The following is a 14,600-nucleotide window of genomic DNA, read 5'->3' as shown; positions in this document are numbered from 1 at the left end:
ATCGTGGTAAATTTAAGAAAACGATTACAAAGACAATTTAGGAGGTCCTGATGAAATCACATCAACCACGTTATGCCATTCGAAAGTATGCAGTAGGAGCTGCTTCGGTGCTCATAGGATTTTTTGCTGGTGCTCATGTTGTAGCGGCCGATACGCCGACGACTACTGAAAGTCCTGCAACGACAGTTCCAACTCAGCCAAGCGAAGGCGAGGCGACGCTCTCCCCCAATGAGGAAGCTTCTCAGCTAACAGTAGAAAAACCAACGGCTCCTGCCCCAATCGTCGATCAAAGTCAACCGACACTGCCTGATCGTGAATTGCGGGTATCAGATCTTGACCGTTTGATTCGCGAAGAAGCGAGCTCTGTCGCAGAGTCGAATGTGGCAGCTCAACCAGCGACGGAAACGCCTGCTAAAGATCCTGACCAAGAAGAAAAATTAGCCAAGAAAAAGATTGTTTCGATCGATGCCGGTCGCAAGTACTTCTCACCAGACCAAATCAAGGAAATCATTGATGAAGCAAGTAAAACTGGCTATACAGACTTGCATCTTCTAGTCGGAAATGACGGTTTGCGCTTTGTGTTGGATGATATGTCTTTGAAAGTGGGAGATACTTCTTATTCTAGCCAAGCCGTGACGGATGCGATTGAAAAAGGGACAAAAGCTTATTACGATGATCCGAACGGGACAGCCTTGACCCAGGCTCAAATGGATGATATTTTGGCTTACGCCAAATCGAAGAAAGTAGGTGTCATCCCAACCATTAATAGTCCAGGTCACATGGATGCGATTCTGACGGCCATGGAACAATTGGGTATCGAAAACCCTCACTTTAATTATTTTGGTACAAAGAAATCAGCTCGGACAGTTGATTTGGACAACCAAAAAGCCATAGACTTTACTAAGGCTTTGGTAGACAAGTATGTGGCTTATTTCAGCGGCAAGGCAGACATTTTTAACATCGGTTTGGATGAATATGCCAACGATGCCACAGATGCCCATGGTTGGCAGGTTCTCCAAGCCAGCAAGCATTGGCCAGGTGAAGGCTATCCAGAAAAAGGCTATGAAAAATTCATCCAATATGCTAATGATCTAGCAGCTATTGTGAAAAAACACAAGATGAAACCAATGGCCTTTAATGACGGAATCTACTACAATGGCGATACTTCCTATGGTACTTTTGACAAGGATATCATTGTCTCCTACTGGACAGGTGGCTGGAACGGCTATGATGTCGCATCTTCAAAACTCTTGTCTGAACTAGGTCATCAGATTCTTAATACCAATGATGCTTGGTATTATGTGCTTGGACGGGACAAGGCTGGATCTGGTTGGTACAACCTGGATCAAGGTCTCGAAGGAATTTCCAAGTCAGCGATTGATGTGGTTCAAAAAAATGATGGAGCTAAGGTACCCTTCATCGGTGGCATGGTAGCTGCTTGGGCAGATACGCCATCCGCAACCTACAAAAAAGACCTTCTCTTTAAGCTCATGCATGCCTTCGCGGACAAGAATGCGGACTACTTTGTAGCAGATCCTGAAGTCGTTGAAAAAGCTCTTTCGGAAGCTCCAACTGATTTGGACCACTATACAAAGGAATCTCTAGTAGCCTTTACGGCAGCTAAAAAAGCTTTAGAAGGGGCAGGAGCAAACACCACTCGAGCAGAGGCCAAAACTTTGATCGATCATCTCAAAGCAGCTCAAGATGCTTTGGTGTATACGGAAAGCTACGCGAAAGAAGTTGCTGCAAAAGAAGCAGCGGAAAAACTTACCATGAAGAAGGTCATCTCGATCGATGCGGGCCGCAAATACTTCTCACTGGATCAGTTGAAACGGATCGTCGACAAGGCCAGTGAGCTGGGTTATTCTGACTTGCACCTCCTGGTCGGAAACGATGGTATGCGCTTCGTCCTCGATGATATGACGGTGGAAGCCAATGGAAAAACCTATGCTAGTGATGATGTGAAAAAGGCCATTTTAGAAGGCACCAAGGCCTATTACGATGATCCAAATGGTCAAGCATTGACCCAAGCGGAAATGGATGAACTCCACGCTTATGCGACTGCGAAAGGAATCGGCTTGATTGCGGCAGTCAATAGTCCTGGACACATGGATGCTTTGTTGGTGGCCATGGAAAAATTGGGCATTGAAAATCCACAAGCCAGCTTTGATACGGTTTCAAAAACAACCATGGATTTGACCAATGAAGCAGCAGTCAACTTTACCAAAGCCTTGATTGGCAAGTACATGGACTACTTCAAAGACAAGTCTAAGATCTTTAACTATGGAACAGATGAATATGCCAATGACGCTACCAGTGCGCAAGGTTGGTACTACCTCAAGTGGTATGACCTCTATGGTAAATTTGCGGAGTATTCCAATAGTCTTGCAGCTATGGCGCGTGAAAAAGGCTTGCAACCAATGGCCTTTAACGATGGCTTCTATTATGGAGATGAAGATGATGTTGCCTTTGACAAGGACGTCTTGATTTCATACTGGTCCAAAGGATGGTGGGGCTATAACCTCGCATCTCCACAGTATTTGACAGATAAGGGGTATAAATTCCTTAATACCAACGGTGACTGGTACTATGTTTTGGGCCATAGAGGAGAGCAAAGCTATCCACTCGATAAAGCTCTTCAACATTCAGAAACCGTTCCATTTGAACAATTAGCTTCAACCAAATATCCTGATGTCAAGATACCGACATCCGGAAGTATGTTGGGAATTTGGGCTGATGAGCCGGCCAATGAATACAAGGAAGAAGAAGTCTTCCAGGTCATGGAAGCTTTTGCCAACCACAACAAGGACTATTTCAAGGCGGACTTCACTGCTCTTAGAAAAGCAGTTGCTACGGTGCCAACAGATCTAGCTATTTACACACCAGAATCGCGCGCAGCACTTGCGAAAGTCTTAGATAGCTTGAATTGGAATGTGAGCCGTGCTCATCAAGATCAGGTGGATCAAGAAGTGGCTGCTCTAACCCAAGCCCTTGCGGGGCTCAAGCCAATCACGCAAGTAGGTAGCTTGGCTGAAAATGACGTCAAAGCCCTAGTGGAAGACAAACCAAGTCTTGAAATCGTAGAAAAAGAACTTGACTTTGACCTTGTGGAACGGACTAATCCAGATCTCGCTAAAGGAGAACGCAGAGTGATCCAGGCTGGAGTTAAAGGGCAAGGCCTTGAGTATGTAGAGGTTTCGACACTTGATCAAAGTCGAAAAGTGATCACTACAGAAGTTGCCACAGAGCCGGTTGCAGAAATTGTTGAAGTCGGTACCAAAGAAGTCGTGATCCCAACAAGCCCTTCAGTAGAAGCACCAGTGAAGTCAGACGTGCTTGTTAACAAAGTGGTTTCAGATCCTTCAACACCTCAAGTGATCGCGAAGGCTCAACCTGTAGCACCAGTAAATACCCCAACGCCAATTCCAGCAGCTGTGGAAAAAGAGGTTCGTTCAGAAACAGTAAACTCTAACAAGCAACTTCCAGAAACAGGAGTGGAATCTGCACTTGGACTCGCTTTACTAGGAGCGATCTTGGGAGCAACAGGAATGGACTTGAAAAATAAAAAAAGAGACTGAGACCTAGTTGACTTGTAACAGGTCGAAGTTAGGAGAGTGGGACAGAAATCGGTAATTCGTTAGAATTCGATTTCGTCGTCCCACCTCCGCACAGTTGAGTAGGGCTGTAAAAGCTGATGAAATCAGCGTAGTAGAGCCCACTCAACCACTGCGTCTTGCTCGACAATCCAAAAATAATTGAGAGGCTAGGACTTTTGTCCCAGCCTCTTTTTGTGTTTACAAAACTGTACCCGGACAGTTTGGATTTTTCACTCTTGTAACCCCTTCTATATCCTGCTAAAATAAAACCATGACACGATACAAAGCAACCATTTCATATGACGGGACCTTGTTTGCAGGGTTTCAACGCCAACCGCATGCCCGTAGTGTGCAAGAGGAAATCGAGAAGACCTTGACGCGCCTCAATCAAGGAACCCCTGTCACCGTTCATGGAGCGGGGCGAACGGATTCAGGTGTCCATGCTCTTGGCCAGGTGATTCATTTTGATCTCCCCCAAGCGCGAGACGAGGAAAAGCTTCGCTTTGCCCTCGATACCCAAACCCCAGAGGATATTGATTTCATCCGAGTGGAGCAAGTAGCAGATGACTTTCACTCACGCTACCAGAAGCACAGCAAAACCTACGAATTCATCGTGGATTATGGTCGTCCCAAGAACCCCATGATGCGCCACTATGCCACCCACTATCCTTATCCTTTGGATGTGGAAAAGATGCAAGCGGCCATCCAAAAGTTGGAGGGAACCCATGATTTCACCGGTTTCACAGCTTCAGGAACCAGTGTGGAAGACAAGGTTCGCACGATTACAGAGGCTCGCTTGGTCGAGGATGCAGAACATCATCGCCTTGTCTTTACCTTTTCGGGCAATGGTTTTCTCTACAAGCAAATCCGCAATATGGTGGGAACTTTGTTGAAGATCGGAAATGATCGGATGCCAATCGAGCAGATCGATCTGATTTTGGAAAAGAAGGACCGCAATCTAGCAGGTCCTACAGCAGCGCCAAATGGCTTATATTTAAAGGAGATCCGTTATGAGTAATGAATTGATTCTAGCTATTTCAGGAAATGATATTTTTAGTGGGGGAGGTCTTCACGCAGACCTTGCAACTTATACGACTAATAAACAGCATGGTTTTGTAGCGGTAACTTGTTTGACCGCTATGACGGAGAACGGTTTTGAAGTGATTCCGGTGGATCCAACGACCTTTGCGCAACAGCTCAACTCTCTCAAGGATGTTCCTTTTTCTGCTATTAAACTCGGTCTTTTGCCAAATGTCGAAGTGGCAGACTTAGCCTTGGACTATGTCAAAGCCCATGCGGAGATCCCTGTAGTACTAGATCCTGTATTGGTCTGCAAGGAAAGCCATGATGTGGAAGTCTCAGCTCTTCGAGACGAATTGATCAAGTTCTTCCCTTATGTGACCATCATCACGCCAAACTTACCAGAAGCTGAGATCTTGACCCAAAGCAAGATTCAATCGCTCGACGATATGAAGGCGGCAGCGCGCAAGCTCCACGAATTAGGAGCAGCGAATGTCGTGGTCAAAGGAGGGAATCGTCTCAATAAAGAAAAGGCCATCGATGTCTTTTATGATGGGACAGACTTCACCGTTATTGAAGAGCCGGTCTTAGAAAAGAACAATACAGGAGCTGGTTGTACCTTTGCGTCTAGCATTTCCAGCCAGTTGGTAAGAGGGAAATCACCGCTTGAAGCTGTTAAAGCCTCTAAAGACTTTGTTTTCCAAGCGATTCAACATTCAGACCAGTATGGAGTAGTACAATATGACATCTAATCGAACTCAACTCATTGCCCGCCTTTCTATTTTGACAGCCTTGACAGTTGTACTCGGCTACTATACCAAACTTCCAACTCCGACAGGGATCGTCACCCTGCTAGATCTTGGCGTTTATTTCACAGCCTTCTATTTTGGGCGTAAGGAAGGTGCTATTGTCGGTGGTGTCGGAGCCTTCTTACTCGATCTGATTTCAGGCTATCCTCAGTGGATGTTCTTTAGCCTCCTCTTTCACGGGGGGCAAGGCTATTTCGCTGGCTTCAAGGGAAAAGCTCGTTACCTAGGCTTGCTCCTTGCGACAGTCGTGATGGTAGGCGGTTACGCACTAGCTTCTGCTCTCTTTTTAGGCAATGGCTGGGGTGCTGCTATCTCGGACATTCCGAATAACCTCGCTCAGAATTTTGTTGGAATGGCTTTAGGCTATGTGGTCTATTATGCATTTCAAAAGAAAGGAAGCTAATTCATGGATCTGGAGCAACTGAAGAAGGATACAAAAGAAATCTTGGTAGATGTCTTGGGAAAAAGCCGTCTCCACCAAGGACAGATTCTAGTTCTCGGGATGTCTTCAAGTGAAGTTGCAGGAGGGCAAATTGGAAAGGCCTCCAACATCGACATTGCTGAAGCTATTGTCCAGACCTTGCTAGATGAGTTGAATCCAAGGGGGATTTATCTGGCGGTACAAGGATGTGAGCATCTCAATCGCGCCTTAGTGGTCGAAAGAGAGTTGGCGGACAAGAAGGAGCTAGAAATCGTCAATGTCCTTCCGAGTCTCCATGCAGGAGGTGCTGGACAACTCGCAGCTTTCAAGTATTTTAAGGATCCTGTTGAAGTGGAATTCATCACAGCTCAAGCCGGGTTAGACATCGGAGATACCTCAGTAGGGATGCATGTCAAACACGTGCAAGTTCCGATTCGCCCTATCTTGCGTGAACTAGGTGGAGCCCATGTCACAGCCCTCGCCAGTCGGCCAAAATTGATCGGTGGGGCCCGTGCTCTCTACCTCGATGATCCCATCCGAAAATCATAATCAGAACTAGCTTTTAAGGGCTAGTTTTTTTGGATGAAAAGAGAGGCAAAAACGTTTTAAAACTTGCAATTTCAAAGTTTTGTGGTAAAATTATAAGGAATGACTATATTATTTTAAGGAGAGACAGAATGTCTGTATCATTTGAAAACAAAGAAACTAACCACGGTGTATTGACTTTCACAATCAGCCAAGAGCAAATCAAACCTGCTTTGGACCGTGTGTTTGAGTCAGTTAAGAAAACTTTGAACGTACCTGGATTCCGTAAAGGTCATATTCCACGTCCAATCTTCAACCAACGTTTTGGTGAAGAAGCACTTTACCAAGATGCTTTGAACGATCTTCTTCCAGCAGCATATGAAGCAGCTGTTAAAGAAGCTGGAATCGAAGTTGTAGCACAACCAACTTTCGATGTTGTATCTATGGAAAAAGGTCAAGACTGGACATTGACAGCAGCTGTTGTCACAAAACCTGAAGTAAAATTGGGTGCTTACAAAGACCTTGAAGTATCAGTAGAAGTTTCTAAAGAAGTAACAGACGCTGATGTGGATGCTCGTATCGAACGCGAACGCAACAACTTGGCTGAATTGGTTGTTAAAGAAGGTGCTGCAGCAGAAGGTGACACAGTTGTGATCGACTTCGTAGGTTCTATCGACGGTGTTGAATTCGACGGTGGTAAAGGTGACAACTTCTCACTTGGACTTGGTTCAGGTCAATTCATCCCAGGTTTCGAAGACCAATTGGTTGGACACTCTGCTGGTGAAACAGTTGACGTGATCGTAACATTCCCAGAAGACTACCAAGCAGCTGACCTTGCAGGTAAAGAAGCGAAATTCGTGACAACTATCCACGAAGTAAAAGCAAAAGAAGTACCAGCTCTTGACGATGAATTGGCAAAAGACATCGACGAAGAAGTTGAAACTCTTGACGAATTGAAAGAAAAATACCGCAAAGAATTGGCAGCAGCTAAAGAAGAAGCATACAACGATGCAGTAGAAGCAGCAGCAATCGATCTAGCAGTTGAAAACGCTGAAATCGTTGACCTTCCAGAAGAAATGATCCACGAAGAAGTACACCGTTCAATCAACGAGTTCCTTGGAAACATGCAACGTCAAGGTATCTCACCTGAAATGTACTTCCAAATCACTGGAACAACTCAAGAAGATCTTCACAAACAATACGAAGCAGAAGCTGAAAGCCGTACGAAGACAAACCTTGTGGTTGAAGCAGTAGCGAAAGCAGAAGGCTTCGAAGCAACTGAAGAAGAAATCAACGCTGAAATCGAACAATTGGCAGCAGATTACAACATGCCAGTTGAACAAGTTCGCAACCTTCTTTCACCAGAAATGTTGAAACATGACATCACAGTGAAGAAAGCAGTGAACGTAATCACAAGCACAGCAAAAGTAAAATAATTGAGATTAAAAAGAAGAGCCGTGAGGCTCTTCTTTTTTCTGATTTCGTGGAGAATCCTGGAATTTTCCTTTGACGAAAGGGGAAATTTATCGTACAATAGAGTGTAACGATAAAATGCGTGATAGATTTAGTGACGAGAAGTTTTCAATCTATCATTGAGGATAGGATGAGGTTGAAGACCGGATCCTTCTCCATTTAGGAAATGAAACATAAGGAGATTTACCCTTGGAATTAGAAGTATTTGCTGGACAAGAAAAAAGTGAACTTTCTATGATTGAAGTGGCGCGTGCGATTTTGGAATTACGCGGACGTGACCATGAAATGTACTTTAGCGATCTTGTAAATGAAATTCAAAATTACCTTGAAAAATCAAACAGCGAGATCCGTGAAGCCCTCCCATTGTTCTACACAGAATTGAATGTAGATGGAAGCTTTATCCCACTTGGAGATAACAAATGGGGTCTTCGTTCATGGTATGCCATCGATGAAGTTGACGAAGAAATCATCGCTCTTGAAGAAACAGACGAAGATGAAGCTCCTAAGAAACGGAAGAAAAAACGTGTCAATGCCTTCATGGATGGAGACGAGGATGCGATCGACTACAACGACGACGATCCAGAAGACGAAGAAGTTTACGAAGCAGATCCAGCTCTTTCATATGATGAAGAAAATCCAGACGATGAAAAGAGTGAAGTCGAAGCTTACGATGCTGAAATCAATGAAATCGTACCAGATGATTTGGGTGAGGAAGTTGAATTAAGCGAAGAAGACGACGAAGAAGAGGATTCTGAAGACGAGGAAGAAGAATAAATCATAAGAAGAGGCTGGGACAAAAGTCCTAGCCTCTCAATTGTTTTTGGATTGTCGAGCAAGACGCAGTGGTTGAGTGGGCTCTACTACGCTGATTTCATCAGCTTTTACAGCCCTACTCAACTGTGCGGAGGTGGGACGACGAAATCAAATTCTAACGAATTACCGATTTCTGTCCCACTCTCTTTTTGTTTGCATTGAAAAAAGTGGCGAAATGGCGTATGATAAACGTGTAAGGATTCCTAAATAGGAGGTGTTCAGATGGACTTTCGTTTAGATCAAAGTTTAGTAGCTCTTGGTATTGATACGGTTGTGGTCGGAATTGCTAGAAATGTGGATCCCCAAGCAGTCCTGCCCCCTTCTTTTCTTGAAAAGAAGAAAGCGCTTGAACAATGGGCGCTCCAGTGTCAGACAGAAGAAGTAGTGGCATCTCCTGTCATTAAAGGGTATACAGACCTCTTGCAAAAAGTAGGGCGTAGCATCAAGAAAAATCCCCCAACAGTCCTAGCTCTTATCCGAAACATCCAGCATCGAGGAGCTCTTCCTCAGATCAATAGCATCATCGATATCTATAATGTCGAATCTCTGAAGTCCTTTCTCGCAATTGGAGGACATGACCTAGATAAGATTGAGGGACCGATTGAATTTACAGTGAGTCAAAGAGACGATCTCTTCCTCCCTATCCTTTCTAGTGAAAAACATGTCGCACCGACAGATCCTGTCTACCGGGATCAAAAAGGAGTTCTGGCTTGGTTGGATGTACGCGATAGTGACCATTACAAATTTGAGGAGACTACGCAAAACGCCCTCTTTGTCATCCAAGGAAATACCGAGACGTCAGTCGAGATGCGTTTAGAAGCGCTAGAACGAATCCACAAGGACCTTGCTCTTTGCATGCCTCAGCTTCAATTTGAGAAATTTCTCGTCACACAAAATGGAGTGGAAAAGGTCGTGTAAACAGCGAAAATTATTTTCATGAAATTTTCAATTTGACAAAGTAGACCATTTGCGGTAAGATATTGTTCGGGCACCTCATTTTGAGGTCGGAGCTCCCTAAGGATTAGGGAGCTATTTTTGTTTTTTCTGCAAAGAGGAATGGCCTCTACAACATTAGAAGAAGAGGAAAGCACATGTCAACAAAATATATTTTTGTCACGGGTGGTGTCGTATCATCCATCGGGAAAGGGATTGTCGCAGCAAGTCTTGGTCGCTTGCTCAAAAATCGTGGATTGAAAGTGACCATCCAAAAATTTGACCCTTATATCAATATTGACCCAGGGACGATGAGTCCTTACCAACACGGGGAAGTATTTGTCACAGACGATGGCGCAGAGACAGACTTGGACCTTGGTCACTATGAACGCTTCATTGATATCAATCTGAATAAGTACTCAAATGTGACAACAGGGAAAATTTATAGCGAAGTCCTTCGAAAGGAACGTCGTGGAGAATACTTGGGCGCGACTGTACAGGTTATTCCTCATATTACAGATGCCTTGAAAGAAAAGATCAAACGAGCAGCGACGACGACGGATTCAGATGTCATCATCACAGAAGTCGGAGGAACAGTTGGAGATATTGAGTCCCTTCCATTCCTTGAAGCTCTTCGTCAAATGAAGGCAGATGTTGGTGCTGAAAACGTTATGTACATCCACACCACTCTTCTACCTTACTTAAAAGCTGCGGGAGAAATGAAAACCAAGCCGACGCAACACTCTGTGAAAGAATTGCGTGGTCTAGGAATTCAACCAAATATGTTGGTCATCCGTACAGAAAAACCAGCTGGTCAAGGAATTAAGAACAAGTTGGCTCAATTCTGTGATGTCGCACCTGAAGCAGTCATTGAGTCTCTTGATGTGGAGCATTTGTACCAAATCCCATTGAACTTGCAAGCACAAAATATGGACCAAATTGTTTGTGACCATTTGAAATTGGATGTTCCTGCAGCAGATATGACAGAATGGTCTGCGATGGTCGATAAGGTCATGAACCTTAAGAAGCAGGTCAAGATTTCCTTGGTTGGAAAATACGTGGAATTGCAAGATGCCTACATTTCTGTCGTTGAGGCCTTGAAGCACTCAGGTTATGCTAATGATGCAGAAGTCAAGATTAATTGGGTCAATGCCAATGATGTGACAGCTGAAAATGTGGCAGAACTCCTTGGAGATGCGGATGGGATCATTGTCCCAGGTGGTTTTGGCCAACGGGGAACAGAAGGAAAAATTCAAGCCATCAAGTATGCGCGTGAACAGGACGTCCCAATGTTGGGTGTCTGCTTGGGTATGCAGTTAACCTGTATCGAATTTGCCCGTCACGTTTTAGGCTTAGAAGGAGCTAATTCGTCCGAATTGGATCCAGGAACTAAGTATCCGATTATCGATATCATGCGGGACCAGATCGATGTGGAAGACATGGGAGGAACGCTCCGTCTCGGTCTTTACCCATCTAAACTCAAACGAGGCTCAAAAGCAGCAGCTGCCTATGACAATCAAGAAGTGGTGCAACGTCGCCACCGTCACCGTTATGAGTTTAACAATGCTTTCCGTGAACAGTTCGAAGAAGCAGGATTTGTCTTCTCAGGCGTTTCACCAGACAACCGTTTGGTCGAAATCGTTGAAATCCCAGAAAACAAATTCTTTGTCGCTTGCCAATACCACCCAGAATTGTCAAGCCGTCCAAACCGCCCAGAAGGACTTTACACAGCCTTTATCACAGCGGCAGTTGAAAACCACGATAGCAAATAAGAATCAAGGCTGGGCAATAAGTGTCCAGCCTTTGGACTATAATAGTAATAACTACATGACGCAGTGGTTGATTGGCATCTTTGTTCGCTTTTCAAGCTCCAAAGATGACCTAATCAACTGTGCGGGGGTGGGAAGACGAACTCTTTTTAATTAGTCGGAGTTCTTTCCCACTCCCTTTTTGTGAAAAAATGACAAACTCTGAAAAAAGTTTGAAAAAAATCTTGACAAAAAAGTCGTTGATTGATATACTAGTAAAGTACTCAATCGCGGGGATGGCGGAATTGGCAGACGCGCAGGACTAAGGATCCTGTGACCGCTTTAGGTCGTGAGGGTTCAAGTCCCTCTCTCCGCATCGGATAATCAAGATAGCTTCGGCTATCTTTTTTTGTTTTCAAATTTCTTTGTGGTAGAATAGGTGTGAGATGAGGTGAGAAAATGAAGAAAAAGGATCTGGTTTTGGCCGATGGCCTCTTTGCACTATTGGGAAGTGCCATTAATTTTTTCGGTCCTATCCTGATTTTAGCGATGGCGATAGGCGCATACAAGGATACTTTTAGATATTTTATTGCCTTAAACATATGGAATGTTTTCATTTTTTTAGTGGCGATTGCTTCTAAGTATCTGCTCAGAGATGAAAAAAGGCTGAAAAGATGGATTCCCAATCTCTTTTTGATAGCGGGCTTTATTCTCTTTATTGCCTCAATCCTTGCTGTGTGTGAGAATATTCCCTTTCTTGAGGGCTTGGTAAACGGGCTTCTTGGGAAAATGTTTACCGACAGTCAGTTATTTGCTGCTTATTTCTATTCTCAATGGGTCGCAGGTGGACTCCTTGTGATTTGCGGGATTGGCTGTCTCCTTTCACTAAAAAATTTTAAAGAAGAGAATTGAAGGGGGTGTAAGTCCCCTTCTTTTACTTGTTTGCTAGGATGAGAGTCTTAGGAGATAGGAGATTCCGTCCTATTTATCGGAAGAAATCGCTTAAAGCTACAGGAAAAGCTAGCAATTTCATCTAAAAAGTGATAAAATAAACAATGTAAGTGGGATTAACCCCACAAAAATTTATAGGAGGCCTATAACAAATGGCAATCGTTTCAGCAGAAAAATTTGTCCAAGCAGCTCGTGACAATGGTTATGCAGTTGGTGGATTTAACACAAACAACCTTGAGTGGACTCAAGCTATCTTGCGTGCAGCAGAAGCTAAGAAAGCTCCAGTACTTATCCAAACTTCTATGGGTGCTGCTAAATACATGGGTGGTTACAAAGTAGCTCGCAACATGATCGCTAACCTTGTAGAATCAATGGGTATTACTGTACCAGTTGCTATTCACCTTGACCATGGTCACTACGACGATGCTCTTGAATGTATCGAAGCTGGTTACACTTCAATCATGTTTGACGGTTCACACCTTCCAGTTGAAGAAAACCTTAAATTGGCGAAAGATGTCGTTGAAAAAGCTCATGCTAAAGGTATCTCAGTAGAAGCTGAAGTTGGTACTATCGGTGGTGAAGAAGACGGTATCATCGGTGACGGTGAATTGGCACCAATCGAAGACGCTAAAGCAATGGTTGCTACAGGAATCGACTTCTTGGCTGCAGGTATCGGTAACATCCACGGTCCTTACCCAGCAAACTGGAAAGGTCTTCACCTTGACCACTTGCAAAAATTGACTGAAGCTGTTCCAGGATTCCCAATCGTATTGCACGGTGGATCAGGTATCCCTGATGATCAAATCCAAGCAGCTATCAAACTTGGTGTTGCGAAAGTTAACGTTAATACTGAATGCCAAATCGCATTTGCAAACGCTACTCGTCAATTCGTACGTGAATACGATGCAAACGAAGCAGAATACGACAAGAAGAAACTCTTCGACCCACGTAAATTCTTGAAACCAGGTTTCGAAGCAATTACTGCAGCTGTTGAAGAACGTATCGACGTATTCGGTTCAGAAGGCAAAGCTTAATTAAAAACAGGAAAGCAAGGTCCCATGTGGATCTTGTTTTTTTGTATGGGAAAGGTTGCTTCCAGAGGTTAATTTTTGTACAATATGGCTATGAAAAAATTCAAACTGTGGAGCTGGATCGTTTGTGGCTTTCTCCTGCTCTTTTTAGGTGCTACATTTGTTTTTCATCAATTCAGTTTACGAAATGAAAGTAAGCTTCTCACACCCATTGGTAAACAAGTTACAGTCAATGGACATCGAATGAATGTCTCTGTTAAAGGAGAAGGATCTGAAACAATCGTTTTTCTTTCCGGTGCAGGTATCGCCTCTCCTATTTTAGACTTTAAGAATCTATCAGATTCCCTATCCAAAAAATACAAAGTTGTTGTCGTGGAGCGAGCAGGATATGGTTTTAGTGAAGATAGTGATCGTTCAAGAGATGTGATGGAGGTCCTTTCTGAGACCCGTCAAGCTTTGGCGCAAGCTCATGTTTCAGGTCCTTATGTGATTATTTCGCATTCTATGGCTAGTTTAGAGAGTCTTGCTTGGCAAGAGAAATATCCAAATGAAGTGAAGGCTTTGATTGGTCTGGATTGGGCCTTGCCAGCGAGTTATGAAGATTTAAAGGATAATCAGGCCTTGCTTACTGTGGCCTATTGGAGCAGTAAGATTGGCTTATTACGCTATTTCCCTGAGTCCTTTTATATAAAAAATCCAACTCTGACTGAAACTGAACGACAACAATATAAATTACTAGCATATAAGCAGTTGATGTCACAAGCCATGCTTCATGAATCCCGTTTGGCAAAGGAAAATGCCAAGAAAGTTCCATCTAGCATTAATCCGAAAATTCCAGCCTTACTCCTGGTTTCTAACGGTGAAGGCACGACCTTTAGCCAATCAGAGTGGCAACGTTATGCAGAGAGATTTGCAAGCGACCAGTCGAATATTCAAGTCGACTATATGGATGCGCCTCACGACCTCTATCATTATCAAAGCGATGCTATTGTTTCTCGTATTAAAGAATTTTTAGAGAATAATTGAGGGCTTAAAAATCCATTGAGACTGATGATAATAATTAAATGCTGAAGGATTAACAGTAGAATCGTTAATTTTCTCGATTAAAAAAATTCTTTTTCTTAACAATAAGCCTGCCCCTAAGGGCAGGTTTTTTGGTGTCTTAAGGAAACTATTTAACAGAATTTTTGATTAAAAGTTTCATTTTAAGAGAGAAATCTCTAATTTCATAATTAATAAGCAAACGCTTGCATTCCTATTTTTATTAGATTATAATAGGT

General features: G+C 43.6%; 12 protein-coding genes and 1 tRNA gene. All 13 read left to right on the top strand.

The window, feature by feature from the left end:
- The first annotated feature begins 50 nt into the window (after positions 1–50).
- The 13 genes from HMPREF1195_RS06800 to HMPREF1195_RS06740 all read left to right on the top strand — a co-directional run bounded on the left by HMPREF1195_RS06800 (position 51) and on the right by HMPREF1195_RS06740 (position 14,346).
- The gene (locus tag HMPREF1195_RS06800) at positions 51–3,578 is read left to right on the top strand and encodes a family 20 glycosylhydrolase (protein WP_023919344.1); all 3,528 of its coding nucleotides are present in this window, start codon (positions 51–53) and stop codon (positions 3,576–3,578) included.
- Positions 3,579–3,867: 289 nt separating this feature from the next.
- Positions 3,868–4,614 carry a tRNA pseudouridine(38-40) synthase TruA gene (gene truA / locus HMPREF1195_RS06795; protein ID WP_023919343.1) on the top strand — a complete coding sequence of 249 codons (747 nt, stop codon included), beginning with the start codon at positions 3,868–3,870 and terminating at the stop codon, positions 4,612–4,614.
- Complete coding sequence (locus tag HMPREF1195_RS06790; protein ID WP_023919342.1) at positions 4,607–5,368, top strand: bifunctional hydroxymethylpyrimidine kinase/phosphomethylpyrimidine kinase; 762 nt, start codon at positions 4,607–4,609, stop codon at positions 5,366–5,368. Before truA ends, HMPREF1195_RS06790 begins: the two co-directional genes overlap by 8 nt.
- Positions 5,358–5,828 carry an ECF transporter S component gene (locus HMPREF1195_RS06785; RefSeq protein WP_003010175.1) on the top strand — a complete coding sequence of 157 codons (471 nt, stop codon included), beginning with the start codon at positions 5,358–5,360 and terminating at the stop codon, positions 5,826–5,828. Before HMPREF1195_RS06790 ends, HMPREF1195_RS06785 begins: the two co-directional genes overlap by 11 nt.
- Before the next feature lie 3 nt (positions 5,829–5,831).
- The gene (locus HMPREF1195_RS06780; protein WP_023919341.1) at positions 5,832–6,395 is read left to right on the top strand and encodes a TIGR01440 family protein; all 564 of its coding nucleotides are present in this window, start codon (positions 5,832–5,834) and stop codon (positions 6,393–6,395) included.
- A gap of 128 nt (positions 6,396–6,523) precedes the next feature.
- Positions 6,524–7,807, top strand: coding sequence for a trigger factor (gene tig, locus HMPREF1195_RS06775; protein ID WP_003004508.1), 1,284 nt, complete (start codon positions 6,524–6,526; stop codon positions 7,805–7,807).
- 226 nt (positions 7,808–8,033) lie between these two features.
- Positions 8,034–8,618 (top strand): DNA-directed RNA polymerase subunit delta, encoded by a 585-nt coding sequence (gene rpoE, locus HMPREF1195_RS06770; protein ID WP_021154455.1) that lies wholly within the window; start codon positions 8,034–8,036, stop codon positions 8,616–8,618.
- Between the two features lie 261 nt (positions 8,619–8,879).
- Positions 8,880–9,575, top strand: a complete 696-nt coding sequence (locus HMPREF1195_RS06765; protein ID WP_023919339.1) for a B3/B4 domain-containing protein — start codon at positions 8,880–8,882, stop codon at positions 9,573–9,575.
- Between the two features lie 173 nt (positions 9,576–9,748).
- Entirely contained in the window at positions 9,749–11,362 is a 1,614-nt protein-coding gene (locus tag HMPREF1195_RS06760) for a CTP synthase (protein ID WP_023919338.1), read from the top strand.
- A gap of 266 nt (positions 11,363–11,628) precedes the next feature.
- Positions 11,629–11,714, top strand: a tRNA-Leu gene (locus HMPREF1195_RS06755).
- Positions 11,715–11,797: 83 nt separating this feature from the next.
- Positions 11,798–12,250: a hypothetical protein gene (locus HMPREF1195_RS06750; protein ID WP_023919337.1), complete on the top strand. Its 453-nt coding sequence runs from the start codon at positions 11,798–11,800 to the stop codon at positions 12,248–12,250.
- 191 nt (positions 12,251–12,441) lie between these two features.
- A complete protein-coding gene (locus HMPREF1195_RS06745; RefSeq protein WP_003013955.1) occupies positions 12,442–13,323 on the top strand; it encodes a class II fructose-bisphosphate aldolase in 882 nt (293 codons plus the stop codon).
- Between the two features lie 84 nt (positions 13,324–13,407).
- Positions 13,408–14,346 (top strand): alpha/beta fold hydrolase, encoded by a 939-nt coding sequence (locus tag HMPREF1195_RS06740; RefSeq protein WP_037599653.1) that lies wholly within the window; start codon positions 13,408–13,410, stop codon positions 14,344–14,346.
- Positions 14,347–14,600 lie beyond the last annotated feature (254 nt).

It is taken from the genome of Streptococcus parasanguinis CC87K, from assembly GCF_000507765.1.
GTDB lineage: Bacteria > Bacillota > Bacilli > Lactobacillales > Streptococcaceae > Streptococcus > Streptococcus parasanguinis_J.
Note: the sequence above shows the minus strand (reverse complement) of the source record. Positions and strands in the feature narration are given on the sequence as shown.

Bases quoted from the DNA above. Each gene is read 5' to 3' on its own strand.
- HMPREF1195_RS06760 (WP_023919338.1), top strand. From the start codon at position 9,749: ATGTCAACAAAATATATTTTTGTCACGGGTGGTGTCGTATCATCCATC.
- HMPREF1195_RS06790 (WP_023919342.1), top strand. From the start codon at position 4,607: ATGAGTAATGAATTGATTCTAGCTATTTCAGGAAATGATATTTTTAGT.
- HMPREF1195_RS06750 (WP_023919337.1), top strand. From the start codon at position 11,798: ATGAAGAAAAAGGATCTGGTTTTGGCCGATGGCCTCTTTGCACTATTG.
- HMPREF1195_RS06765 (WP_023919339.1), top strand. From the start codon at position 8,880: ATGGACTTTCGTTTAGATCAAAGTTTAGTAGCTCTTGGTATTGATACG.
- HMPREF1195_RS06740 (WP_037599653.1), top strand. From the start codon at position 13,408: ATGGCTATGAAAAAATTCAAACTGTGGAGCTGGATCGTTTGTGGCTTT.
- HMPREF1195_RS06800 (WP_023919344.1), top strand. From the start codon at position 51: ATGAAATCACATCAACCACGTTATGCCATTCGAAAGTATGCAGTAGGA.
- tig (WP_003004508.1), top strand. From the start codon at position 6,524: ATGTCTGTATCATTTGAAAACAAAGAAACTAACCACGGTGTATTGACT.
- truA (WP_023919343.1), top strand. From the start codon at position 3,868: ATGACACGATACAAAGCAACCATTTCATATGACGGGACCTTGTTTGCA.
- HMPREF1195_RS06745 (WP_003013955.1), top strand. From the start codon at position 12,442: ATGGCAATCGTTTCAGCAGAAAAATTTGTCCAAGCAGCTCGTGACAAT.
- HMPREF1195_RS06785 (WP_003010175.1), top strand. From the start codon at position 5,358: ATGACATCTAATCGAACTCAACTCATTGCCCGCCTTTCTATTTTGACA.
- HMPREF1195_RS06780 (WP_023919341.1), top strand. From the start codon at position 5,832: ATGGATCTGGAGCAACTGAAGAAGGATACAAAAGAAATCTTGGTAGAT.